Source organism: Bradyrhizobium sp. USDA 4538, assembly GCF_024171045.1.
GTDB classification, from domain to species: domain Bacteria; phylum Pseudomonadota; class Alphaproteobacteria; order Rhizobiales; family Xanthobacteraceae; genus Bradyrhizobium; species Bradyrhizobium australafricanum.
Genome location: NZ_JALJZE010000001.1, coordinates 1,572,939 through 1,594,766, shown reverse-complemented (window position 1 = coordinate 1,594,766; position 21,828 = coordinate 1,572,939). Strand labels below are relative to the sequence as shown.

Annotated in this window: 18 protein-coding genes and 5 pseudogenes; 14 read left to right on the top strand and 9 right to left on the bottom strand. The window is 58.7% G+C overall.

What is annotated here, in order from left to right; translation table 11 throughout:
* Positions 1–1,065 precede the first annotated feature (1,065 nt).
* Positions 1,066–2,424, top strand: a complete 1,359-nt coding sequence (locus J2R78_RS06850; protein WP_253603550.1) for an LLM class flavin-dependent oxidoreductase — start codon at positions 1,066–1,068, stop codon at positions 2,422–2,424.
* Positions 2,425–2,808: 384 nt separating this feature from the next.
* Here J2R78_RS06850 and J2R78_RS06845 read toward each other — a convergent pair.
* A pseudogene (locus tag J2R78_RS06845) lies at positions 2,809–3,060 on the bottom strand (transposase); the annotation flags it as partial.
* A gap of 450 nt (positions 3,061–3,510) precedes the next feature.
* On the opposite strand from J2R78_RS06845, the pseudogene J2R78_RS06840 reads away from it, so the two are divergent.
* From J2R78_RS06840 to tnpB (J2R78_RS45155), 3 genes and pseudogenes are all read left to right on the top strand, one after another.
* A pseudogene (locus J2R78_RS06840) lies at positions 3,511–3,795 on the top strand (transposase); the annotation flags it as partial.
* A 123-nt stretch (positions 3,796–3,918) separates the two neighbouring features.
* Complete coding sequence (locus tag J2R78_RS45160; protein ID WP_375166990.1) at positions 3,919–4,242, top strand: transposase; 324 nt, start codon at positions 3,919–3,921, stop codon at positions 4,240–4,242.
* Between the two features lie 52 nt (positions 4,243–4,294).
* Complete coding sequence (gene tnpB / locus J2R78_RS45155) at positions 4,295–4,519, top strand: IS66 family insertion sequence element accessory protein TnpB (protein WP_375167105.1); 225 nt, start codon at positions 4,295–4,297, stop codon at positions 4,517–4,519.
* Here tnpB (J2R78_RS45155) and J2R78_RS06835 read toward each other — a convergent pair.
* From J2R78_RS06835 to J2R78_RS06825, 3 genes are read right to left on the bottom strand one after another with little or no spacing between them, the layout of a single operon-like run.
* A complete protein-coding gene (locus J2R78_RS06835; RefSeq protein WP_253603549.1) occupies positions 4,490–5,305 on the bottom strand; it encodes a hypothetical protein in 816 nt (271 codons plus the stop codon). The genes tnpB (J2R78_RS45155) and J2R78_RS06835 overlap by 30 nt on opposite strands.
* A complete protein-coding gene (locus J2R78_RS06830) occupies positions 5,286–6,047 on the bottom strand; it encodes a recombinase family protein (RefSeq protein ID WP_253603548.1) in 762 nt (253 codons plus the stop codon). The genes J2R78_RS06835 and J2R78_RS06830 overlap by 20 nt, the downstream gene beginning before the upstream one ends.
* Complete coding sequence (locus J2R78_RS06825; RefSeq protein ID WP_253635996.1) at positions 6,040–6,219, bottom strand: hypothetical protein; 180 nt, start codon at positions 6,217–6,219, stop codon at positions 6,040–6,042. Before J2R78_RS06825 ends, J2R78_RS06830 begins: the two co-directional genes overlap by 8 nt.
* A gap of 315 nt (positions 6,220–6,534) precedes the next feature.
* Here J2R78_RS06825 and J2R78_RS06820 point away from each other — a divergent pair.
* The 9 genes and pseudogenes from J2R78_RS06820 to J2R78_RS06780 all read left to right on the top strand — a co-directional run.
* Positions 6,535–6,702 (top strand): annotated as a pseudogene (locus J2R78_RS06820) (ATP-binding protein); the annotation flags it as partial.
* Between the two features lie 1,091 nt (positions 6,703–7,793).
* Entirely contained in the window at positions 7,794–9,113 is a 1,320-nt protein-coding gene (gene ltrA / locus J2R78_RS06815; RefSeq protein ID WP_253603544.1) for a group II intron reverse transcriptase/maturase, read from the top strand.
* Positions 9,114–9,339: 226 nt separating this feature from the next.
* Positions 9,340–10,011, top strand: coding sequence for a reverse transcriptase domain-containing protein (locus J2R78_RS06810; RefSeq protein WP_253603542.1), 672 nt, complete (start codon positions 9,340–9,342; stop codon positions 10,009–10,011).
* Positions 9,917–10,372, top strand: a complete 456-nt coding sequence (locus J2R78_RS06805; protein ID WP_253603540.1) for a reverse transcriptase domain-containing protein — start codon at positions 9,917–9,919, stop codon at positions 10,370–10,372. The genes J2R78_RS06810 and J2R78_RS06805 overlap by 95 nt, the downstream gene beginning before the upstream one ends.
* Before the next feature lie 749 nt (positions 10,373–11,121).
* On the top strand, positions 11,122–12,447 hold the full coding sequence (ltrA, locus tag J2R78_RS06800) for a group II intron reverse transcriptase/maturase (protein WP_253603538.1): 1,326 nt from the start codon (positions 11,122–11,124) through the stop codon (positions 12,445–12,447).
* A 580-nt stretch (positions 12,448–13,027) separates the two neighbouring features.
* Entirely contained in the window at positions 13,028–14,530 is a 1,503-nt protein-coding gene (gene istA / locus J2R78_RS06795; RefSeq protein ID WP_176937289.1) for an IS21 family transposase, read from the top strand.
* A pseudogene (istB, locus tag J2R78_RS06790) lies at positions 14,527–15,368 on the top strand (IS21-like element helper ATPase IstB). Before istA ends, istB begins: the two are co-directional and overlap by 4 nt.
* Before the next feature lie 84 nt (positions 15,369–15,452).
* Positions 15,453–16,616, top strand: coding sequence for a group II intron reverse transcriptase/maturase (gene ltrA / locus J2R78_RS06785; protein WP_256558531.1), 1,164 nt, complete (start codon positions 15,453–15,455; stop codon positions 16,614–16,616).
* A gap of 237 nt (positions 16,617–16,853) precedes the next feature.
* Positions 16,854–17,325: pseudogene (locus J2R78_RS06780) on the top strand (IS66 family transposase); the annotation flags it as partial.
* Here the strand turns inward: J2R78_RS06780 and J2R78_RS06775 are convergent.
* From J2R78_RS06775 to J2R78_RS06760, 4 genes are all read right to left on the bottom strand, one after another.
* Positions 17,275–17,664: a transposase gene (locus tag J2R78_RS06775; RefSeq protein ID WP_253603533.1), complete on the bottom strand. Its 390-nt coding sequence runs from the start codon at positions 17,662–17,664 to the stop codon at positions 17,275–17,277. The pseudogene J2R78_RS06780 and the gene J2R78_RS06775 sit on opposite strands and share 51 nt — an antisense overlap.
* Positions 17,665–17,772: 108 nt before the next feature.
* On the bottom strand, positions 17,773–18,063 hold the full coding sequence (locus J2R78_RS06770; RefSeq protein ID WP_253603532.1) for a hypothetical protein: 291 nt from the start codon (positions 18,061–18,063) through the stop codon (positions 17,773–17,775).
* A 69-nt stretch (positions 18,064–18,132) separates the two neighbouring features.
* A complete protein-coding gene (gene tnpB, locus J2R78_RS06765) occupies positions 18,133–18,486 on the bottom strand; it encodes an IS66 family insertion sequence element accessory protein TnpB (RefSeq protein WP_253603530.1) in 354 nt (117 codons plus the stop codon).
* A 1,363-nt stretch (positions 18,487–19,849) separates the two neighbouring features.
* Complete coding sequence (locus J2R78_RS06760) at positions 19,850–20,470, bottom strand: nitroreductase family protein (RefSeq protein ID WP_253603528.1); 621 nt, start codon at positions 20,468–20,470, stop codon at positions 19,850–19,852.
* Here J2R78_RS06760 and J2R78_RS06755 point away from each other — a divergent pair.
* The gene (locus J2R78_RS06755; protein ID WP_253603526.1) at positions 20,463–20,714 is read left to right on the top strand and encodes a hypothetical protein; all 252 of its coding nucleotides are present in this window, start codon (positions 20,463–20,465) and stop codon (positions 20,712–20,714) included. The genes J2R78_RS06760 and J2R78_RS06755 overlap by 8 nt on opposite strands.
* A gap of 282 nt (positions 20,715–20,996) precedes the next feature.
* On the opposite strand, the gene J2R78_RS06750 is transcribed toward J2R78_RS06755, so the two are convergent.
* Positions 20,997–21,767: a CmcI family methyltransferase gene (locus tag J2R78_RS06750; protein WP_253603524.1), complete on the bottom strand. Its 771-nt coding sequence runs from the start codon at positions 21,765–21,767 to the stop codon at positions 20,997–20,999.
* Positions 21,768–21,828: the final 61 nt, after the last annotated feature.

Genomic DNA, 21,828 nt, shown 5'->3' with positions numbered 1-21,828 from the left:
AGTGCTACGCTCCGGAATGCTACTGATCGCGTTGTCGACCACGCAGATTCCGTTGGGGCGGTCTAAGCGTCGCTGGTGAAGGAACAACGTGATGGCGACCGAGCTCCTTCATACCGATGATGCGACTATGAGGAAACGGGCCAGGAGGGGTGGGCGTCGCCTGTCTCGGCGTTTCTCTCGGTTCGACCGAATCTAAGTTGCACGCCCGGAGAGATTCCCGAACTATTTCAATTCACGTCAAGCGGAAAACGCTCCAGTGTTCGACTGAACACGTTCCTTTATCGCCTCAAAAAATCGCGCTGAGTCAACTAGCAATTCAAGTATTTGTTTTGACTGTCGAAGCATGCCACCATGAGAGTCAAACGGACGAACTCATCAACGTGCCTGCAGGAGTTTAGGATATGCGCCCACGCCACACCGTGTCGTCGCCGATAATCCTGGTCAATGGGCTGGCTCGTGCTATGCAGAAATCGTGCCCACCCAAAGCTGCTCCAGTAGCCGCCTCTTCGCGCATAATAGTCTCTCCGGCGCGTCTGCCAAGCGCGTCGGCGCTAAAACACTCTGGGCATCCGACGTCGCAGATCTCGTTTGCCAAGTCGCGACGAAGCGTTCACTTCATCAACTCACCGAGGTGGCATGGTCGCATAGTGAATCGAGTGTCTGTTCCACGACGGTGCCGGATTATTGGATTTCAAAAAATGCGCGCAGTCTGGCTAGCGAACGTCGTTCGTGCTCGTTGGATCGGCACCGGTCTCGGCCCGAGGTGGCCACATCGAATTCAGGTTCAGAGAGAGGGGGCGCGATGATTTCCGACAGGCTCCGATCGAAGGGCTCAATGCACGTCTGGCTTCCTGATTGTCGCACTAGCCAGCGTCCATCGCGGCCAAAGCGAGGCCCGGCAGCGAGTGGTGGTGGCAGAGAGTTAGTTGGAAAAGAGGTAGAATCGGTGCGGCGAGATTTGATGAAATTGCAACGCTTAGGTCAGAGCGATGCCTCAAGTCGGACTTGCCTCATTTGGCACGCGGTGCGCGAGGGTGATCCAATAGCAAGGGGGTACAATAGAACATGCAGCGCCATGATGAAATGAAACTGGGACTATTCCTCGTTCAGGCGGGATATCACGAAGGTGCATGGCGCGATCCGAGCGTACCAGTGAATGGCGGAGTTGACGTCGGCCACTATGCTCAACTAGCAGCACTGGCCGAACGTGCTGCATTTCACTTCGTATTTCTCGCGGATAGCCCAAGCGTAGCGGAACAAGAGCCTGCAAATATAGCTCGTGTGAGCCGAAACGATGGGTTTGAGCCAATAACGCTCTTATCGGCGCTTTCATCGAGAACACAAAAAATCGGGCTCGTCGCGACAGCGACGACGACGTACAATCAGCCCTACCACCTTGCACGCATGCTCGCTTCACTTGATCACCTCTCGCGCGGGCGAGCAGCTTGGAACATTGTCACCTCCGGATTTAAGTTTGAAGCCCCAAATTTTGGCGAAAAGGAACTTCCAGATCATGACACGCGCTATGCTCGAGCGCGAGAATTCGTGCATGTTGTCAAGGGTCTTTGGGACACCTGGGAAGACGATGCCTTCGTTCGGGACAAGAAAAGTGGAATTTACGCCGATACCGCGAAGCTGCATTTGATTAACCACCGAGGGAATTACTTATCAGTCCGAGGTCCGCTGAATATAGCGAGACCGCCGCAGGGGTATCCCGTGTTGGTCCAGGCTGGCGCCTCTGATGCCGGTGTACAGTTCGCTGCGGAATTCAGCGAGGTCGTGTTCACGGCCGAACCCTCTTTAGAGAATGGTAAACGACGCTATGCAAATCTCAAAGAGAAGGTGCGTGCACTAGGGCGAGAGGACAATCAGGTAGTAGTCATGCCGGGCATCATCCCAATTGTTGGGAGGACGAAGCAAGAAGCTTCCGATAAGCTTGAAAAGCTACAATCTTATACGTCCATGGACGTTCTAATTGGGATGGCCAATCGTTGGCTGGGGCTTGTTACCGACGTGCGTTCAATGAATCTTGACTCGTTGGTCCCAGAAACTTTGCCTCACACGAATTTGTTCCAGAGTCGTCAAAAGGTGCTGCTCGATCTGGCCGCTCGTCATAAGTTCACCTGGAGGCAATTGATCCGCTTAGTAGGAGACAGCCGCGGCCATCTAATGATTGTTGGAACTCCGGACGAAGTTGCCGGCGCCATGGTAGATACATTTGATCAGAAGGCGGCAGACGGATTCAATGTATTGCCGGCAACCGTTCCCGGTGAAATCCAGGACTTTGTCGATCTCGTCATTCCCGAATTGCGCCGACGAGGCAAGTTCAGGTCCAACTACTCCGGACAAACATTAAGAGAGAACCTTGGCCTCAAGCGGCCATTAAACAGGTTCACGCAGGCAAGTGTAGGTGTTCGTGGGTGAAAAAGTGCCTAGGCCATTGATCTGAATCTAAACATAATCTGGTACTGGCACTCAGTATCCTTATAGTTGGCAACTAGGATCGTGTCTTAATAACGGACCGTTATCGACGTTCAGCCGATATTTGGCCCGATTGTCTAATCTTGGCGCTTAGGAGGTTCGCACATCCGAGGATTTGTTACTGGCAACAGGCATCCTATTGGTGACCTGCCACTGAACTTTCATCCAGCGACAGTTAGAGTCTCGGTGGTTTTGCGGCGAGACCGAACTTTGGACCACCCAGAACTAGAGTTTTGCGCCTTGGTCACGTTGGCGGGCTGGTTGCGCCGACGTGGTTTTGCAGCAAAATCGGCGGTCGATTGCCGATCGCCCGTGGGGCCGTTCTTACAGAAGCTCGCGAAGGGCGGCCGCGTCGAGCATCTGCTCGGCCAAAAGCTTCTTCAGCTTCGCGTTCTCATCCTCGAGCGACTTCAGCCGCTTGGCTTCGGAAGCTTCCATGCCGCCGAATTTGGCCTTCCAATTGTAGATCGTCGCTTCGGAGACTCCGTGTTTGCGAGCCAGGTTAGCTGTCGCCGCCCCAGCCCCATATTCCTTCAACACTGCGATAATGTGCTCTTCCGTGAACCTTGCTCGCTTCATCTGTCTGTCCTTGCTCAGGCCGGACTCTAACTCCATCTGGAGGAAACACTCAGGGGCAGGTCAGTTCGCGTTCAGTTAGGTCGTTTGTACGTTGCGGTTCTTCGACGCCGGTCGTTAGGCAAGTCCCGAGCGCACTTATCGACTTCGATCAAAGATCCTTTCGCCTAGCTGGTTGCGCGCCATTGGCCCCCTTGGGGTGACGGATATATCAGGCAGCACTGAATGCTTCTTGCGAAGCCTTCTCGGGAAGCCTAAGCTGGCCACTTGGCACCGTCGAGAGAGGCGATCGCGACGTGTCGCTTAGCCGTTATGCCGAGCAAATGCGACGATAGCGGTGTCATGCAGATCGCGTTACAACGGTCGTGTCCGCATTGGTGGCGTTGCAGTGGTCGCCGACGATTAGCCGGTGGGGTCGGGTTACTGGCACCAACCTGATTCGAGGAACAACCGATGACCGATGAGATGATGAACCTCCGCACGCTCGTGGAGAAGACCCCTGATGCCGATCTGTTGCGCGAGATGATTGGCTTTGCTGCCCAGCGCCTGATGGAGCTGGAAGTGGAAGGCCAGACCGGGGCCGCCTACGGCGAGAAGAACCCCGAGCGTCTGGCCCAGCGCAACGGCTACCGCGACCGGACCTGGGAGACCCGCGCCGGCACGGTCGAACTGCGCATTTCCAAGCTGCGAAAGGGCTCCTACTTCCCGGGCTTTCTGGAGCCGCGCCGGATGGCCGAGCTCTCGCGGCACATGGGATAGGCGAGTTTCACGATCTCTTTGAGGGGATCGGCTTGTGTCTGTGCTTGACCATACACCTAAGTCGGACGTGACGGCGCGCCGGCTGGAAGTGGAACACCGGAGATGGGACGCCGTCGTTGCCTCTCCAAGGACGACAAAGCGCGGATCGTCGAGGAGACGCTGGTACCAGGCGCGGTCGTTTCCGAGATTGCCCGGCGACACGGGCCGACCCGTGTTCACCTGGCGCCGGCAAGCACGCCGGCAGCCGACGCCGATGGCTGGCGATCCGCCGTTTGTACCGGCGGTGGTAGACGCCGTGGTGCCGGCCGTGGCTGTTGGCATGAGCGCAAGACAGCGCGACGCAAGGCCAAGTCGAATGTCGGGGGCATCGAGATCGAAGCCGAAGCGTCACTATCCGGGTCGGCCGAGCCGCGGACGTGGCGATGATTGCGGCCATCGTCGTGCGCTGAAGGCAAGTCGGTGATCGGCCCGTCCGGAGCTGTCGGGTAATGGTGTCAACCAAGCCGGTCGACTTCCGCAAGGGAATGGAGGGCTTGCTATGTTGGTACGCGAGCACATGAAGGCCGATCCGTTCTCGGGTGCTGTTTATGTGTTCCGTGCCAAGCGGGCGGACCGGATCAAGCTGATCTTCTGCGATAGTACGGGTTTGTGCCTGTTCGCCAACTACGTGCATTCATACTACAGCTCCTTCAGCTTCAGTTGAGGGTCTTGGCACCATCGCAGTCTTGAAGGCGGCGGCTCGATCGACAAGACGATTCCATCGACTGCATTGCTTGCGCGGCGGGTTCGATGCGGGAATCTCGTAGAGGCAATAGTGCGCATTGTAGGCATGCCGGGTGACGAATCCATGTTCAGCCCACCTGGCGAGGGTCGTTTCGTGGATGTTGAGGCGCGCAGCCGCTTCTCGTTTTATCAGCATTCCGCGATCTCGCAGTCGGTCATAGCGCGAGCGCAGGCCGTACCGATGGACGAGATAGGCGACTAGCAAGGCTGTGAAGCGGGCATCGTGGCGGCCGCGCCGCGCTGATCCTCCCGGGCGATATCCTTGCTCGTTGAGGAGTTCGGCGATCTCCGAATAGATGTGTCCGAGTAGCTTGTCGATTAGTTCGACGATGCCGGACGGCGTCTTCACCTGCTGCGCGGAAGATTTTGGGCTCATCGTGGTGAGCGTTTGGATTTTACCGCCCTTGAAGCGGGCATGAATTTTGGTGGTGCCTTCCGCCGGCATTTTGACGAGGGTGACATCCTCAATGATGTGGGCGAGTAGCCGTTTGCGTTCACGGTCCGGCGTATCCGGATCTGCCCAAAGCTTACTGAAGTCGATCGTCATCGCGATCAGCCGCTCGCGAACGGCTTCATCGAGGATGAATTGATCTTGCTCTCGTGCGTGTTCTCGATCTTCGCGAGCTTTGGCCAACACGCGGAGCTTCTCGTTCCATTGGCCTTCAAGCGTGTCAGCGACGAGACGATTATTGGGGTCGACCAACATAAAGCGGATTGGTCAGCAGCCGGTGAATCGTATTGTAGCGTGGCGGCCGCCACTCCACCATTCGGCCGCGTGGACCATACACGACAATCGGCATCTTGATGCCGTTATCGCATAACCAAATCGCGACCTGGCGCACGCTGCCAAACTCGGCAAACTTACGGAACGCCAAATGGAGCGCCTCGCGCACCCGCCTGTCCGGATCCAGCTCAAGCCTGTCGTCGCTGCTGCGCACGTAGCCGACGGCCACACTCGTGTGAAGATCGCCACGTACTGCCTTGAGGCGCAGTGCTTCTTGTGAGCGCTGGCGCAAGATCGTTAGTTCCAGTTCGCTGAACGTCCCCTTCATACCTAGCAGCAGTCGGTCATTGGTGAGCTTTGGATCGTAAACGCCGTCCTCATCAATGATCAGGCTGTTCACCAGCGTGCAGAACTCCAGAAGTGTGTGCCAGTCGCGGCCATTACGGGCCAGGCGGGAAGCCTCGACGGCCAGCACAGCGCCGGCGCTTCCGGTGCAGATCGCGGTCAGCAAGCGCTCAAAGCCGGGACGCGCTGTGCCGCCCCCCGAGCGACCAAGGTCATCATCGATGACGATGACGTTTTCCCAGCCAAGCAGCTGTGCGCGAGTTGCGAGCGCGTACTGACGCCGACGGCTCTCAGGATTATTGACGAGTTGGTCCGGGGTCGATTGCCGCACATAGACATAGGCGCTGCGTGATAAATGATCAGACGTTATCTTATTCATTGTCCGCCTCCGTCACCTTTGCGCGGGCGGTGCTGCATTCGTCGAGAAGAAGTTTGAGCAGACTTGTGACTTCCAAACGAATCAGCGGATCGAGCCGCTGGTGCTGGACTGTGGCTGCCGTGACCGCCGCCAGATCGAGCTGTCGCCATTGCTGTTCCAGCATCACCTCCAACCGTCCGACTCGTTCCAGATGATGGTGACGACGATACGCGCTGTGCATCAACGAGGCCGCGAAGTGCGCGCAACGAATCCGGGGGAAGCCGAGGGACTTCAACCGTCGGCAGTGCCGCGGCGGAATTCTCAGTCATCCATGCCGGCAGCAAGGCGCGAGAGCCGTCGGGCTGTTCGATCACGAAGTGATGGCGAGCCCCGTGAATAACGCGCCTCAAAGCAATGACGCGCTCACCAGCGCGTGGATGATGTCGATATTGAATGACAACTTCGAACGGATGTTCTTGGGTACTATGTCGCGTGCTCGTCCGGGACTGGCAAAACCTGGTTGACATGTGCCTTCGGACGCCAGGCGGCCAGGCTCGATCATTCCGTCCTTTATTTGCGTATGCCGCGCTTGTTCGAAGACCTCGCCATGGCCCGTCTCGATGGTCGCTTCCCGCGCCTCATCGATAAGCTTGCACGTGCGCTGTCCGCGATTTAGCGAAACTGCTGTCCGTCAGTTAGCGAAACCGCTGTCCCGTTTTTGCGAAATACGCAGTCGCCGAAGCGATCTTGTGAAGGTGATCTGGTGCGGTGTGCTGCAGAGCATGAAGGAGGTGAATAGCTTTATGAGAGATGGAGGTTGGCCCTCCTGCATCGGCGTTCCAGGCGCAGGTGCAAAACCACGACACTGTGGCTTCGCTTAAAAGGCGCGGTCATCAGCAAGTGTTGCAAAAGTCCCGGGTTTACGGGGCAGGTGAGTATCCAGAAGGCAAGCGAAAGCGAATCTTCCGATGACGCGTCGAAAATTATTTAGACGTCGCCAAAATCAGGGGCGCGTGCCATCCCTGAGATCAATCCGTGAGGCGCTTGGATTACTGCGCGGATGGCGACCGGCGTTTAGGGGACGCGATCTGGATACAGGCTCTTGTAGAGAACTGCAGGAACCAGTCGTTGTGATGCCAAGGGAGAAGTTCAAGCGGCGCACACCGCGAGACGAGAGTACCGAAGCACGACACTGGGGCGGATTGGCTCGTAGTGTGCGCTGGGCAGCGCATGAGTCAGGAGGGTTCAAGTCCCTCCGGCGCTCGAATGAGGGGCGCCGTATCCAAAGGTGGGGGTAATGCCTCGCCGGCCAGCGGTGGAAGCCGGTGGAGGACAGGGTGTCCGGAGCGATCCGGAATCCGAAGGGTTTGAGGAGAAGTATCGGGCTGCAATCAATGGGGGCTACCCCGACGATGAACAGGTCGGCCAAAGATGGGGCAAGGTCGAGCCCGCACTATGGGGGCGAAGGCGTTACTCATTCACCCATCGAACCAAGGTGTTTGCTGACGGCACGATACGGAAGATTCATGCGTGACCCCAGGAGACCTGCATAGGTCCCGGCCCATCAAGCCGGGTAAGCAACCCTATAAGCGCAAGCGAAGTGGGAAAGCGAGGCTCATGCAGGAGTCGGAGAACGGAGTAGTACCTGAAGCGCGAGACGAACAACTCGCGTGACCGGAAACGGCGAACCGAGAGTGGTTCGGGGAAGGACGTTCGTGAACGGATCGAGCGAGGATGCATCGAGATGGATGAGAAAGGAGCGTGAAGATGGAAAGTTCCCTTTGTGAAAAACCCGAACGTCACGCTTCCAGGAGACTGTCCGATCATCTGGTGCTCGAAGGTCAGAAGCAGAAGGTCCACTCTCTGGTGGACAAAGTCTACTCACGCAAGAACTTGAAGCTTGCGTGGGAGCGCGTTCGCGCCAATCAGGGTGCAGGCGGCACAGATGGGGTGACGATCGGAGAATTTGAGGCCGAGCTGGATGCGAATCTGGAGCGGCTCCATCGCGAGCTCCGAGAGAGGACCTATCGGCCGCAAGCCGTGCGACGACTGGAGATCCAGAAAAGAGGGGCTCCCGGCAAGACAAGACCTCTCGGCATACCTTCGGTCTACGACCGGGTCTGCCAGCAGGCGCTGGTAAATCGCCTGGAGCCGATCTTTGAGAAGGTCTTTGATCCGAGCAGCTTTGGGTATCGCAAGGGTCGCAAGACCGCCGATGCCCTGGCCAAGATCTGGCGCGAAGTGGAGGCTGGAAACGAGTGGATCGTGGATGCGGACCTGAAAGACTACTTCGGGTCCGTGGATCACGAGAAACTCATGGCTCTCCTCGGAAAGCAAATCGCCGACAGCGGCGTGTTGAAGCTCATTCAACAGATGCTGAAGGCGGGCTACGAGGCAAAGGGTCAGCGGTTCGAGACTCCACGGGGGACCCCGCAAGGGGGCGTCATCCCGCCTTTGTTGAGCAATATCCTGCTGACTCCCTTTGACAAGGAGATGAGGCAAAAAGGGTACCGGCTCACACGCTGGGCGGACGACTGGGTTGTGACCTGTCGGACTCGAGCGGAGGCGGAACACGCCTTGGCGCGAGCAGGAAGGATTCTCGAAACGCTTGGTGTGACGCTCAACCGGGAGAAAACCCGGATCGTTCACATCGCACATGGCTTCGAGTTCCTGGGATTTAAAATCCAGCGTGGGAAAGCTCGATACAAGCTGACCCGCGACCGGATCAAATCCAAACTGAACCGGCAGAATCTCTATGCCATTCCCACACAGAAGTCGGTGGACCGATTCAAGGATCAGATCAGGGCCTTGACCATGAGGCGGATGCCTCTGCGTCTGGGCGAATTGATCGAGACGATCAACCCGATCATCCGAGGATGGGGAAACTACTACTGTCGCTCCCATGTCAGAAAGCGCTTCCATCAACTGGATGGTTGGATCGTCCGAAGGCTCTGGTCGCACCGCACCAAGCGGTGGCGGAACGCAGCCTGGAAGGAATATCCGACAAGACGGCTGCGCACGGAGTTCAAGCTGGTAGGGCTGGTCTCACTGATCCCTTCGCTTCAGGCCGCGAGAGCCCGTTCATGAAAGCTGGATGCGGGAAAACTGCACGTCCAGTTTGTGCGGCGGACGGAGGCCAGCGCGAGAGCAATCGAGCGCGCCTCCTCCGACCCGACAGTGATGAAGGTACTGTAATGGGACTGGAGCGAAGGGGCCGAGGCAACTGGTTCCGCCCGCATGCAACTGTGATGAGCAGGAGGACATGATGGGTGTAACCGAACGCAAGCAGTAGAATATCGACAAGCAAACAGTGATGAAGGCCTACCGATTGGTCAAAGCCAATGCGGGCTCAGCCGGCGTGGATAAGGTATCCTTGGAAGCTTTTGAGAAGGACTTGAAGGGCAACCTTTACAAGGTCTGGAATCGAATGTCTTCTGGCAGCTACTTTCCACCTGCCATTCGGGCTGTCTCCATTCCCAAGAAGAACGGCGGACAACGCATTCTAGGCGTGCCGACAGTAGCAGATCGCGTGGCGCAGACGGTCTTCAAGCTGCAGATTGAACAAGCACTCGAGGAAATCTTCCTTCCCGATTCCTACGGCTACCGGCCTGGAAAATCCGCGCTGGACGCCGTTGGCGTCACCCGGCAACGGTGCTGGAAGATGGACTGGGTGCTGGAAGTTCGACATCAAAGGCCTGTTCGACAATATCAGCCACGAGCTGCCATGAAGGCCGTCAGGAAGCATGTGCAAGACGAATGGGCTCTGCTCTACATCGAACGCTGGCTTATAGCGCCGATGCAAGGCAAAGATGGAGCGATCACCGCTCGAGACCGGGGCACACCCCAAGGCGGCGTGATCAGTCCTGTCCTTGCCAATTTGTTCTTGCATTATGCGTTCGATACATGGCTGGCGGCGGGACTTCCCGCGGTCGCCATCGTGTCGATACGCAGACGACGGGCTCGTTCATTGCCGAACCAAGGCTGAAGCGGAAGCCATCAAGGCGGCGCTGCAAGCAAGGTTTGAGGAATGCGAACTCGAAATGCATCCCGACAAGACCAAGATCGTCTACTGCAAAGACAGCAACCGCCCGGGTAGCCATGCCAGTCAGTCATTTGACTTTCTGGGATTTATCTTTCGACCGCGCAGGGCAAGAAATCATCAGAAGAAAGAAAAATTCTGTACGTTCTCGCCAGCGGCCAGCAGGGCGACGATGAAGTCTATGCGTATGACGATCCGGCAGCTCCGGCTCAGGCTTCGCTCGCAGACGGAAGTCGACGCAATCGCCTTGGAACTGAATCCCATCCTTCGTGGATGGATGCAGTACTACGGCAGATATGGGCGGTGAGAAATGCACAACCTGTATCGATACGTCGACGAATCTCTAAACCGCTGGGCGCGACGCAAATACAAAGGGCTGAAGAATGGAAAAGTCAGAGCCTCCACATGGCTCAGATTGATCCGCCGCCGCAGGCCGAAGCTGTTTGCTCATTGGGCGAGGTTGAGTTCTGCTTCGTTACTTGTTGAGAGCTGTATGACGTGAGAGCGTCACGTACGGTTCGGAGAGCGTTGCGCCTTGCAAGCGCGTTGAAGTCTGCCGTCTGCGATGACGGCCGCGGCAAAGCCTAGCGAGCAGCCGCGAACCGAGTCTTGCGTGGCGTCCGGTAACGGCCGTTGCGAAGCGTAGACAGGGAGGTTGTAGGCCGGAATGAAGTGAACGGGAAAATAGCCCCGAAATCGAACGTGATCGGAGTAGCCGACCCTGTCTCTCAAAGGGGAAGGCGGAACCGCGGGCCGCGACAACGCGAGCGGTCAGAGGTGCTCCCGGGGTTCGTACCGCCAGCATGCAATCAAAGGAAGCAGCGTGAACAAGGGAGATCCATCCGGTTCAAGCGCAAGCTTTGTAAGACCTGCCAAGCCGCTGAGGTGAGAAGGGTCTGACGACCGGGTGGAAGTCAGACTGACCGATAGTACTCCGAGGACGGGAGAGCCGGCCACATGGGGAAGCGGTCAGCGGTAGTTGGATTGTTCTTGGGCGACATGGGCTCCATTCAACGGGAGTCACGGCCTTCTATTCTAAGAGAAGATCAGCTGACCATGGAAACGAAACTTGAACAAATAGCAGTGAAAGCTCGACGCGAGCCAAATCTTCGCTTCACCTCGTTGGCCCATCACATCACGCGCGACCGAGTGCAAAAGAATCTATTACAGATTCCGAAGCGCTCCGCCGCCGGGGTGGACGGACAGACGGTGGAGGCGGCGAAGGAGAGCTTCGAGGACTGGATGGGGCCAATGCTCCAATCCATCCATCGCCAGGGATATCGGGCGCCGAACATTCGGCGGGTCTATATCCCCAAGCCCGGTAAGACGGAGAAGCGCCCCCTCGGGGTTCCAACTGTCTCCGACCGGGCGCTCCAGCGCAGCACGGCTGAGGTATTGTCCACCATCTACGAGCAGGACTTCTTGCCCTGCTCGTTCGGCGGCAGGCCGAAGCTCAGCGCCCATCATGCCTTGGCGACCCTCAATGAGGTCATCGCCGGCGGCATGATCAGCTGGGTGTTGGAGGCGGATTTGAAGAACTTCTTCGGGAGTCTCGATCATGATTGGGTCCTCCGGTTTGTCGAACATCGAGTCGGTGATCCGCGCCTGATCAGCTTGATCCGGCGCTGGTTGAAAGCGGGCGTCTTGGAAGACGGAGCGGTGCACCCGAGCGAACCAGGAACGCCACAAGGCGGATCGATCAGTGTACTTTTGAGCAACCTCTACCTTCATTACGTTCTCGACCTCTGGTTCGAACGCGTGGTGAAGGGTCGGTTGCAGGGCGAAGCCCGACTGGTGCGCTATATCGACGACTTTGTGATCTGCTTCCAATATCGATCGGACGCCATCCGCGTACAGGAGGCCTTCCGTCTTCGGTTGGGGAAGTTCGGCCTCACTCTAGAGCCGACCAAGACCAAGTTGGTCGAGTTTGGTCGGTTCGCGCAAAGACACGCGGGCAAACGCGGCAGAAACCGCCCGGAAACAATCTACTTTCTGGGTCTGACGCTCTATTGCACGCGAAACCAAAAAGGCAACTTCAAGGTTGGGATGCGCACCGAGAAATCTCGGCTAAAGCGCAGCCTTATGTCTCTGCAGGAGCTGATGCGGCGAATACGGCATTACAAAATCAGTGACCAGGCCGGTGAAATCAACGTCGTCCTGCGCGGCCACTATGCCTATTACGGCGTCGCCGGAAATCTCCGGAGTCTCGTAAAAGTTTATCGGGCCGTGGAGCGTTACTGGCGCGGAATGCTGCGCAGCCGCAGCTGGGCAGGCGGCCACCTCACTTGGGACGCCTTCAACCAAATCAAAGAACGGACACCGTTGCTGAAGCCTAAGCTGCGCCTTCCTTATCGGGAGCTGCAGGCGCTTGCGGTGCTGTGAACCAACTGTCGAAGAGCGTCGGTGCGGGAAATCCGCACGCGTCGGAGCAAGGTAGGCTGTATAACCGGCGACACCGGGAAAGCGGCCGAAGACGAGAGGGTGGCGGCCGGGTCCGCAGTAGCTGTGAAGCGGAGTAACCCCCGTGGAGCGAAGGGGCCCTGCCATTTGTGACGTCTCTAACGTAAGGAAGGCAAGGACGAGATGACAAAGGCGTCCATTGATTTGCAGGACCTGAGGAGGAGACTATACGTCAAGGCGAAGGCTGAACCGTCCTGGCGTTTCTGGGGTCTATACGTTCACGTCTGCAAAGTGGAAACGCTACGCGCGGCGTATGAGATGGCCAAAGAAAACGACGGCTGCGCGGCGGCGATCAGGGTGAGACTTCAGCGACAATCAAGGTGAGACTGCGCCGATGGGGGCGGACCGAAGGGAGGGCGTAGCCCGACCGGAGGACCGTCCCCATCGGCGTCGCGCGTTTTTGGACCCGTCTGGCGGCCGGGTGCGGCTGGTGCAAGCTGTTGATTCGTCTCGACAAGAGGGAATCGATGCCTTGCCTGGCCTCCACATCACCGACCACCAGATGAGGCTGTACATGACCTACCGACAGACACTGTCCCCCGAGGCCGCCGCGGCCAAGGCGGGGTTCTCGAAGGCAAGCGCGTATCGAATCGAGGGCGATTGTCGCCCGCCATCGCAGAAGAAGACGCCGAGGGGCCGGCGCCGGTCCGATCCGCTCGCGCAGTATTGGGAGGCCGAGATCGTTCCGATCCTGAAGGCTGCGCCCGGCATCCGCGTGATCGGCGTGCTGGACGAGCTGCGCCGACGGCATCATGACCTGAACCCGAACATCCGCCGCACGCTGGAGCGGCGCATCAACGCCTGGCGCGCGCTCAACGGCCCCGAACAGGACGTGATCTTCCGCCAGCAGCACGAGCCCGGCCGCCTGGGTCTGTCCGACTTCACCGACGTGAGCGCGCTCGGTATTACCATCGCGGGTGAGCCGCTCGGTCACCGGCTCTATCACTTCCGGTTGGCGTTCTCCGGCTTCGAGCATGCCCATGTCGTGCTCGGCGGCGAAAGCTTCGTCGCCCTGGCGGAGGGCTTGCAGAACGCGCTGTGGGCGCTTGGCGGCGTGCCGCGGGAGCATCGCAGCGACAGCCTGTCGGCAGCGTTCCGCAATCTGGCCGCCGACGCACGGGAGGATCTGACGCAGCGCTACGCCGGGCTGATGGGCCACTATGGCATGGCGCCAACGCGCAACAATGCGGGCATCGCACATGAGAACGGCTCGATCGAGAGCGCGCACGGCCATCTCAAGCGGGCACTGGAAGATGCGCTGTTGCTGCGGGGGACGCGCGACTTCGCCAGTCTCGATGCGTACCGGGCTTTTGTCGACGAGATTGTCGGCCGGCGCAACGCCAACCTCGCCAAGCCGATCGCGCTCGAGAAGGAGGCATTGGCGCCGCTGCCAAAAGGCCGCACGACCGACTTCGAGGAGAAAGTGATCCCGGTGACGTCGTCAGGCGGCTTCATCCTGCGGCGCGTGTTCTACACCGTGCCTTCAAGATTGATCGGCCATCGCCTGCGTGTGCGCATCTTCGACGACCGGCTCGAATGCTTCCTTGGCGTCACACCGGTCGTGACGCTGCGGCGCGGTCGGCCTGTGTCCGAGAGCCAGGGCGGTCATGTCGTGGATTACCGGCATGTCATCCATGCCCTGCGGCGCAAGCCGATGGCGCTCCTCAATCTCGTTTATCGCGACCAACTCTTCCCGCGTGCAGCTTACAAACGTCTGTTCGAGACCTTGCGGGAGCATGGTGATGACCGGCGCGCCTGCAAGGTGACGGTCGAGCTTCTGGCGCTGGCTCACGAGCGCGCCTGCGAAGCAGACCTCGCCGAGGCGATCGCGATGGATCTGGACGCCGGACAGTTACCCGATCTTGCCGCGCTGCGCGACCGCTTCCGGCCCGAGGCGGCCTCGATCCCGCGTGTCGCCGTCAAGCTGGCGCCGCTCGACGTCTACGATGAACTCGCCTCCGTCAGCGTCATGTCGGGCCGCTCGAACCTGGGAGAGGCAGCATGACCGGTATCGCTACCTCCGTCGATGCTGCCCGTGTCGAGCTGCTTCTCAATGAGCTCCGCCTGCCGGGCGTCAAGGCGATCTGGCCGAAGCTCGCCGCACAGTCGGACAAGGAAGGGTGGCCTGCCGCCCGCTTCCTCGCCGCCCTTGCCGAGCACGAGGCCGCCGATCGCACCCGCCGTCGGATCGAGCGACACATGGTGGAAGCGCGTTTGCCCGCCGGCAAGACGCTCGCAACCTTCGACTTCGAAAGCGTGCCGATGCTATCAAAGGCACAGGCGATGGCGCTCGCCGCCGGCGACGCCTGGTTGAAGGCCGGCGCCAATTTATCTTGTTCGGTCCACCGGGCGGCGGCAAGACCCATCTCGGCGCGGCGATCGGCCTGGCTCTCGTCGAGAACGGTTGGCGCGTTCTCTTCGCGCGAACCACTGATCTGGTGCAACGGTTGCAGGTCGCGCGGCGCGAGCTGGCGCTGGAGTCCGCGATCGCCAAACTCGATCGCTATGACCTCCTGATCCTCGACGACATCACATATGTGAGCAAGGATCAGGCGGAAACCAGTGTGTTGTTCGAGTTGATCGCCGCCCGCTACGAACGACGCTCGCTGCTGATCACGGCCAATCAGCCATTTGGCGAATGGGGGCGTATCTTCCCGGACCAAGCAATGACGTTGGCTGCCATCGATCGTTTGGTCCACCACGCCACGATCCTCGAGATGAACGTCGAAAGTTACCGTCGAAAAGTTGCCCTCGATCGCAAGCGCGGTCCAGGCCGGCCGCCTGTTCACACTACCCCAAACGAACTCGACAAGACTTTGATTGACGCTGGCAGCGCCGCTTGATTGTCGCGCAGCGTCAATCAACGCTTGCCAAGTCGACGGCCAGCGTCAATTATCTCCTGACTCGGCCGCCTCGTCTCATCTTGATTGACGGGCCGCTCTCATCCTGATTGTCGCGCTATAGACGGCGCTCCGGGAATAGACGGGGTGACCTTCGAGGCCATTGAAGCGCTAGGCGTAGACGCTCTGCTTGAGCAGTTGCGGGACGAACTGACCGGGCATACCTATCGGCCACTTCCGGCACGGAAACAGGAAATGCCGAAGGATGGGAATAAAGTTCGCATCCTCTCGATTCCGGCGGTCCGTGATCGGGTGGTTCAAGGTGCGCTCAAGCTCATACTCGAACCTGTCTTCGAGGCGGATTTCCAACCGGGATCGTTTGGGTATCGGCCTAAGCGGACAGCGCATGATGCGATCAAGCGAGTGACAGATGCAATAGCTCAAAGGAAGACGCGCGTTCTCGATTTTGATTTGCGAGCCTATTTCGACAACGTCCGGCATGACCGGCTATTGGCGAAGGTGGCGCAGCGGATCAACGACGCGGACGTCATGCATCTCCTAAGAGTTATGCTGAAAGCCGCTGGCAAGAAGGGAGTTCCGCAAGGCGGTGTGCTTTCGCCCTTGCTCAGTAATCTTTACCTCAACGAGGTTGACAAGATGCTGGAGCGAGCGCGAGAAGTCACACGGAGCGGCAAGTACATCAATGTCGAATACGCGCGTTTCGCGGACGATCTGGTGGTCTTGATCGACGCCCACAAACGTCATGACTGGCTGATTGGTGCTGCGACCAAGCGACTTCGAGAGGAGTTCGACAAGCTGCAGGTTGAAATCAATGATGAGAAGAGCCGCATAGTCGATCTAGGGCGAGGCAAGAGCTTCGGCTTTCTGGGTTTTGACTTTCGCTACATCCGCAGCTTGCGGGGAGCGGTGCGGCCGCACTACACGCCCAAGCTGAAGAAGCGAACGGCGTTACTGCGGGATCTGAAGGAAGTATTTCGTCGGCACCGATCGCAACCGATTGGCAGGGTCATCAACCTGATCAATCCGAAGCTCCGGGGCTGGGTGAACTACTTTTCGGCTGGACACTCTGGCAGGTGTTTCAGCTACATCAGAGATTGGGTGGAGAAAAAGGTCAGGCGCCATCTGGCGCGGGCACGGCAACGAAAGGGCTTCGGCTGGGAGCAGTGGAGTAAATCATGGCTGTACGATACCCTGAAGCTGTTCAACGACTACCGGGTAAAACACGGCTGACGAAAGCTGCCCAGCGTGATAGGTCCCATAAACCTTGATGCGAAGCGAATGGGGGCGCGTAGTGCGGGAAATCCGCATGCTGCGTGCGATGAGGCGGGGGCTGGAAACGTACACATCCAAGGCTCTTGGATGTGCGGCGCGCCAGTCCTCGACCCTACCGCAAGAAACCCAGCGTCCGACGCGGGTCGGATAGCCGTTTTGGTTTGAATCTGCCGCTTGTTCTGATTCAATGGCTTCATGATATCGAAGCCGGACGATCTTCCATTGGACCTTGCGAGTGCCCTGGCGGCGCTGCAGGCCGAGCGTGAGGCGCGGCTGCGAGCCGAGGCGGTGACTGCCAGTGTGCGGCGGAGCTGTCGGACAACGAGGCGCTGATCGCGCATCTTGAGCTGCGGATCGAGAAACTCAAGCGCGAACTGTACGGGCAGCGCTTCGAGCGCACGGCGCGGCTGATAAAACAATTGGAATTGGAGCTTGAAGAACTCGCCACCACGGCGAGCGAGGATGACTTGCCGCGCGGGCCGCCGCAGCGAAAACCCAGAGCGTGCGCGCCTTCACGCGCACGCGGCCGGTACGCAAGCCCTGGCCGGACGACATCGAACGTGAGCGCGTCGTTATCGAGCCCCCGAAGAACTGTGCCTGCTGCGGCGGATCGCGTTTAGCGAAGCTGGACGAGGATGTAACCGAGACGCTGGAGGAGATCCCGAGAGGCAGGTCTCGCGGCTGTGGTCGGCAACGGGCTGCAAATGGAAGCAGCGCGGCCTGACCAATTGCCCAGTGTCGCCCGATCAAGCCGGATCCCCTGGCGCGCATAGATCTCGGCCTGATGGTAAAACGGCGTATGGTCGCCAAACTTGGAGACGATCACCCGCGCAATCGCCGCTTCGGTCGGTAGTCCGCCAGGCACGACATGCTCCGGCGCGTGCGCTTGCACAACAGGGTCGGAGCCGCGGCGGCAGATGTATTTCGGGCGGCGCGTGACCAGCACGCGCCATTGTGCCGGGATCACGTCAAGGCGCTTGCTGACGTCCTCACCTACCTTCGTCATCGCGCCGCAGCCGCACGGACAGAACGTGCTTGCAGGCTCGAGGGTCCGCTCCACCCACGGCAAATGGGCAGGCAAGCAGCCCCGATTGCGATGACGGTCCCGATCCGATCAAGCACGCGATCGGCCCCTGATGACCGCCGCAGCCTTCTCCTGCGCCTCGTTCAGGACGCCTTGCGCGATCTCCACGTCTTCGAGCGGTAAATGATATTGATCTAGCCGCAGCTTCTTGGACTTCGCTCCGAACTTCTCTCGGCGTAGTTCCCCGAGAATGATCTCCAACCGGCGCCGCGCTTCTTCCAACGTTGCCAGCGCCGCTCGATGTTCTCTCAATGCTGCCTGCGTTTGCGCTAAAAGCGCCTTCAGGCGTTCATTCTCGTCGCGAAGCGTCGCGGTGCTCATGCACCATGTCGAGCACATCTCCGCCGCCCGGCGCCATGCGCAACTCGGCTCAGAGTCATTCTGCCGCACTTATCCAGCGACTTGTGGACGCCGCGCTTCCTCCGGGTGGACCCACCGCCAATCCAGGTCCTCGAACAGCGCGGCGAACATCGCCGGCGATATCCGCATCACGCCGTTCGCAATCATTGGCCAGACGAACTTGCAACCCTCGAGGCGTTTGTGCACCAGCACCAGGCCCGTTCGATCCCACACCAAAATCTTGATCCGGTCCGCCCGTTTCGATCGGAACACAAAGGCTGCACCGCTGAACGGATCGAGATCAAGCATCTCCTGCACCTTCGTAGCAAGCCCATCATGCCCACAGCGGAAGTCGACGGCCCGCGTCGCGATGTAAATCTTCAGCTCGGCGCCGGGGACAATCATCGTGACGCCCGCACCGCGCGGATCACTCGAGATAGCTGCTCCCCACTATCGCCGCGTCAGTCCGCACGACGACGTCGCCAATCGCAATCTCGGGCTTGACTGTCGGAACGTGACGCTCCTCAAACGGCCCCTTCACGACTACGGCGCGAACGGCGGCTGCGGAGCCTCGCAGGACGTAATTCGCCGCGCTGTCGGAAGCGTCGTCGCCAATCGTAAATTTGCCAGCGCGTCGCCCCGTGCTTGCGCGCCACCTCCGCCACCTGCGCCGGGCAGCAGACTTTCGGCGACGATCCGAGCCCGTTCGGCCCCTGAACGCACGCGACGCCCGGACGGCCCCTCAAGCACCTCAAGCCGGCTGACTGCTCCAGGCCCAACTGATGGGCTGTCCAAATGGGCGTCTTTTTCGCCGTCCAATCCCATCCCAAACCTCCGTTCAAGCCGGAGGCTTCTTCGCACATCTAATCCAACCCCGAAGCCAGGGTATCGGCTGAGCGCTTACGCTTCACCCACTACTGCGGGCGGACCAGAGATGGCCGGTTCATCGTTAAGCACAAGACGAAAGAGAAATGCCTGACGCGCAAGCTGGCGGCGTTGCGCCAGGAGCCTGGCGGCTCATGCACGCGCCACTGGCAACGCAGCACGGGTGGTTCGCCGCCGTTCTGCGTGGCCACTACGGCAGGCCGCACAATTATCCAGCGCTCAACGGCTTCTACCGCGATATGCGTCGGACCGGTTGCGTTGTCTGAGATGGCGCAGCCAGAAAAGTCGGCGCATGGGCTGGCCGGAGTTCGAGACCCTGCCGGCACGGCTCCGCCTGCCAACTCCACGCATCACTCGCACATGGGCGCAGGCGCGGGTATGACGCGGTTACTCTCGGGAAGAGCCGGATGCGGGAAAGCCGTCTGCCCGGATCTGAGGGCAAAGCCAAATGGCCGAGCTACTCGACCACCATCCCTACGTTACTCGACCACGATCCCTACAACTTTGTTTCGCAGTAGGATTGCATGCAGCCCTGGCATCCGCGCGTGCGCGGGCGTGCGACTTCGGTCCGATAAACTGGCAGCATATATCCGTTGAACGTTCGCCAACGGGGGGAAGGGGCCTGTCCTCAACAGTTAACAATTGCACGCGATCGACGAGTTTCCAGAGCACCAACAGCTTCGTTCATTTTGATTCATATGAGTTGCACCTGTGTGGACATGGCTTCGCCCCTGCGCGCGCTGCCGCCTTTATGCAGCGATACCCGACAAATACGCTACCATTGCGTGCCGCGGGTACTGGGCACTTGATCGGAATCTGCTGTAGCGATCGGCGCCTGGAGAGTGCCGCCTGCGAGATTGCAATTCCGAGAAAGGTCCATCAGTCAGCTCCTAAATCGCTCGGGAAAGAAGCCGTGCGCGGCGAAATCACCGACCGGTGAACGGCCGCTCGGTTGTTCACGCTTCAGCAACTCGGGTGGCAGGCGTGCGCCGTCGCCCCTGCGTCCAACAGCGATCGCAATCTCGACCGCAAAACTGTCAGGCACCCTGAGTATGGTGCGCGCTTTCTCCACGTCAAATCCGCTCATGCCGTGGGCCGCCCAACCCGCCGCCGTAGCCTGGTTGGCAAAGTTGACCCAGGCAGCGCCACTGTCGAGGGAATGCGTGCGCGAGAAAAGCGCATCAGTTTTTCCAGGTGGGGTGAAGTCCTTTCTTGACAGCAGATAGATTAGCGCTGCCGCGTGTCTCGCCCAACCCCGGTTAAACTCGATCAGGGGGCTAAGGAGGGCTTCGAATTCTGATTGGCCGCGAAAAGCGTAGAGAAAGCGCCATGGCTGGGAATTAAAGGCGGATGGCGACCACCGAGCTGCCTCGAAGAAGGTATTCAGAACTGCTTCCGGAATTTGGTCCTGAGCGAACCCGCGCGGTGACCAGCGATCGATGAATATCCGGTTCACCGGATGTTCGGGGGCACGGATTTTGGAGGCCGGCTCTTGAATGGTCACTTTCTTCTCCTTCCTGTCTTTTGACCGACGGCGGCGCTGGCGCGATGGACATGTCGCGGGCGTCTCGACCAAATCCGCCTCCTTCAGCGAGAAATCGACGTCTGTGCGTTCGGTTTCCCATGATGATCGTACACCCAAAGATGGATGGTCGCGTCAGCGCAATAGCGGCATTGCCGATCGTGAACGCACTAAAAAACATCAGCCTTCGAATTGTATCGCGACAGCTCGTGATGTTCAGTCATGATGATTGTTCGCGAACAGCTATAACTCTAATCTCCTTTCTCCATTGCGAATCTCCATTGCGTGTCAGTCTCCAAAGACTCCCACGATCTCTTATCGTCTTAACCCATCGGTTCTGAAGCGTCGCCACTTGCAAGGTGCGGCGCAGCAGGAAGTCTCGATCGTCAAAGGTACGGCAAAAGAAGCAGAAATCTACCCTACCAAACTCTGGAGGAAAGTGGAGGACTGCCCATCAGCATACGTGATAGGTCGATCCCGGCCGACCACTTACCGGTCGATTCCGGGCTTAGGATTTTCGGAGCCACGCGTTTGGGGCACAAGTAAGGTTGGTGCCAAACGCGTCGGTGTAATACGTATCGACTAAGAATCCTGATTGCTCCACCAACTGGAAGCCGTCGATAATCTCTTTATTTGCGTCTATCGGAACATCCTCAATCACATAATAGTCTCCTGACATTAGAAAGTGCCTCAGATAAGAGAATACTGAGAATACCTGAACGTGCGCGTCGTCGATCACAAGCCAAGGATGAGACAATCCCATCAGCAGGCTTCTGTCCAGAGTCTCAACTTCCAAAAGGTCTACCTGATGGAAGGTAAGAAGTGGATGCTTTGCGTCTTGATGGATACGGCTGATGTGCAAATCGAACGAGTGCACTTCACCTGGGTTCTCACAAAGTACCGACATCTGATCAGCGAACCAAAGTGCGCTACCACCCTGAAAGGAACCCAGTTCTATAATCGTCCGTGGTTGAAGCTCCCAAATAAGCCTCGTATATAGAGCCAGATCAAAAGGTGGCTTGATAGTTATTAGCCCTTTGTACGTCAAAGCTAAGGCGCCAACTGTTGTCGAGGAATTCGGAAAACTCCATGGGTAAATGGACGACCTCCATATTCGTTGCGATGGCCTTGCAAAGCGGTCGGAGTGGTCACCATTCACGATGCCGTCGATCGCATCGAATATTCCTCCCTGACCAAGAAGTCCGCTGGGATTAGTTTCATCGGGGTGATTCTTGCGACGGCCTTCCCAAAAGGCCTTGTATCCGGACGCGAGTTTCATGAGTCTGTCTCCGTACTGCGGCTGTCAATGTCTCGGCAAAGTACTATGGCCCGACTTGGCT

Bases quoted from the DNA above. Each gene is read 5' to 3' on its own strand.
- J2R78_RS06850 (WP_253603550.1), top strand. From the start codon at position 1,066: ATGCAGCGCCATGATGAAATGAAACTGGGACTATTCCTCGTTCAGGCG.
- J2R78_RS45160 (WP_375166990.1), top strand. From the start codon at position 3,919: ATGGGACGCCGTCGTTGCCTCTCCAAGGACGACAAAGCGCGGATCGTC.
- J2R78_RS06835 (WP_253603549.1), bottom strand. From the start codon at position 5,305: ATGTTGGTCGACCCCAATAATCGTCTCGTCGCTGACACGCTTGAAGGC.
- J2R78_RS06830 (WP_253603548.1), bottom strand. From the start codon at position 6,047: ATGAATAAGATAACGTCTGATCATTTATCACGCAGCGCCTATGTCTAT.
- ltrA (WP_253603544.1), top strand. From the start codon at position 7,794: ATGGAAAGTTCCCTTTGTGAAAAACCCGAACGTCACGCTTCCAGGAGA.
- J2R78_RS06810 (WP_253603542.1), top strand. From the start codon at position 9,340: ATGAAGGCCTACCGATTGGTCAAAGCCAATGCGGGCTCAGCCGGCGTG.
- J2R78_RS06805 (WP_253603540.1), top strand. From the start codon at position 9,917: ATGCGTTCGATACATGGCTGGCGGCGGGACTTCCCGCGGTCGCCATCG.
- ltrA (WP_253603538.1), top strand. From the start codon at position 11,122: ATGGAAACGAAACTTGAACAAATAGCAGTGAAAGCTCGACGCGAGCCA.
- istA (WP_176937289.1), top strand. From the start codon at position 13,028: ATGAGGCTGTACATGACCTACCGACAGACACTGTCCCCCGAGGCCGCC.
- J2R78_RS06775 (WP_253603533.1), bottom strand. From the start codon at position 17,664: ATGACGAAGGTAGGTGAGGACGTCAGCAAGCGCCTTGACGTGATCCCG.
- J2R78_RS06770 (WP_253603532.1), bottom strand. From the start codon at position 18,063: ATGAGCACCGCGACGCTTCGCGACGAGAATGAACGCCTGAAGGCGCTT.
- tnpB (WP_253603530.1), bottom strand. From the start codon at position 18,486: ATGATTGTCCCCGGCGCCGAGCTGAAGATTTACATCGCGACGCGGGCC.
- J2R78_RS06755 (WP_253603526.1), top strand. From the start codon at position 20,463: ATGGTCACTTTCTTCTCCTTCCTGTCTTTTGACCGACGGCGGCGCTGG.
- J2R78_RS06750 (WP_253603524.1), bottom strand. From the start codon at position 21,767: ATGAAACTCGCGTCCGGATACAAGGCCTTTTGGGAAGGCCGTCGCAAG.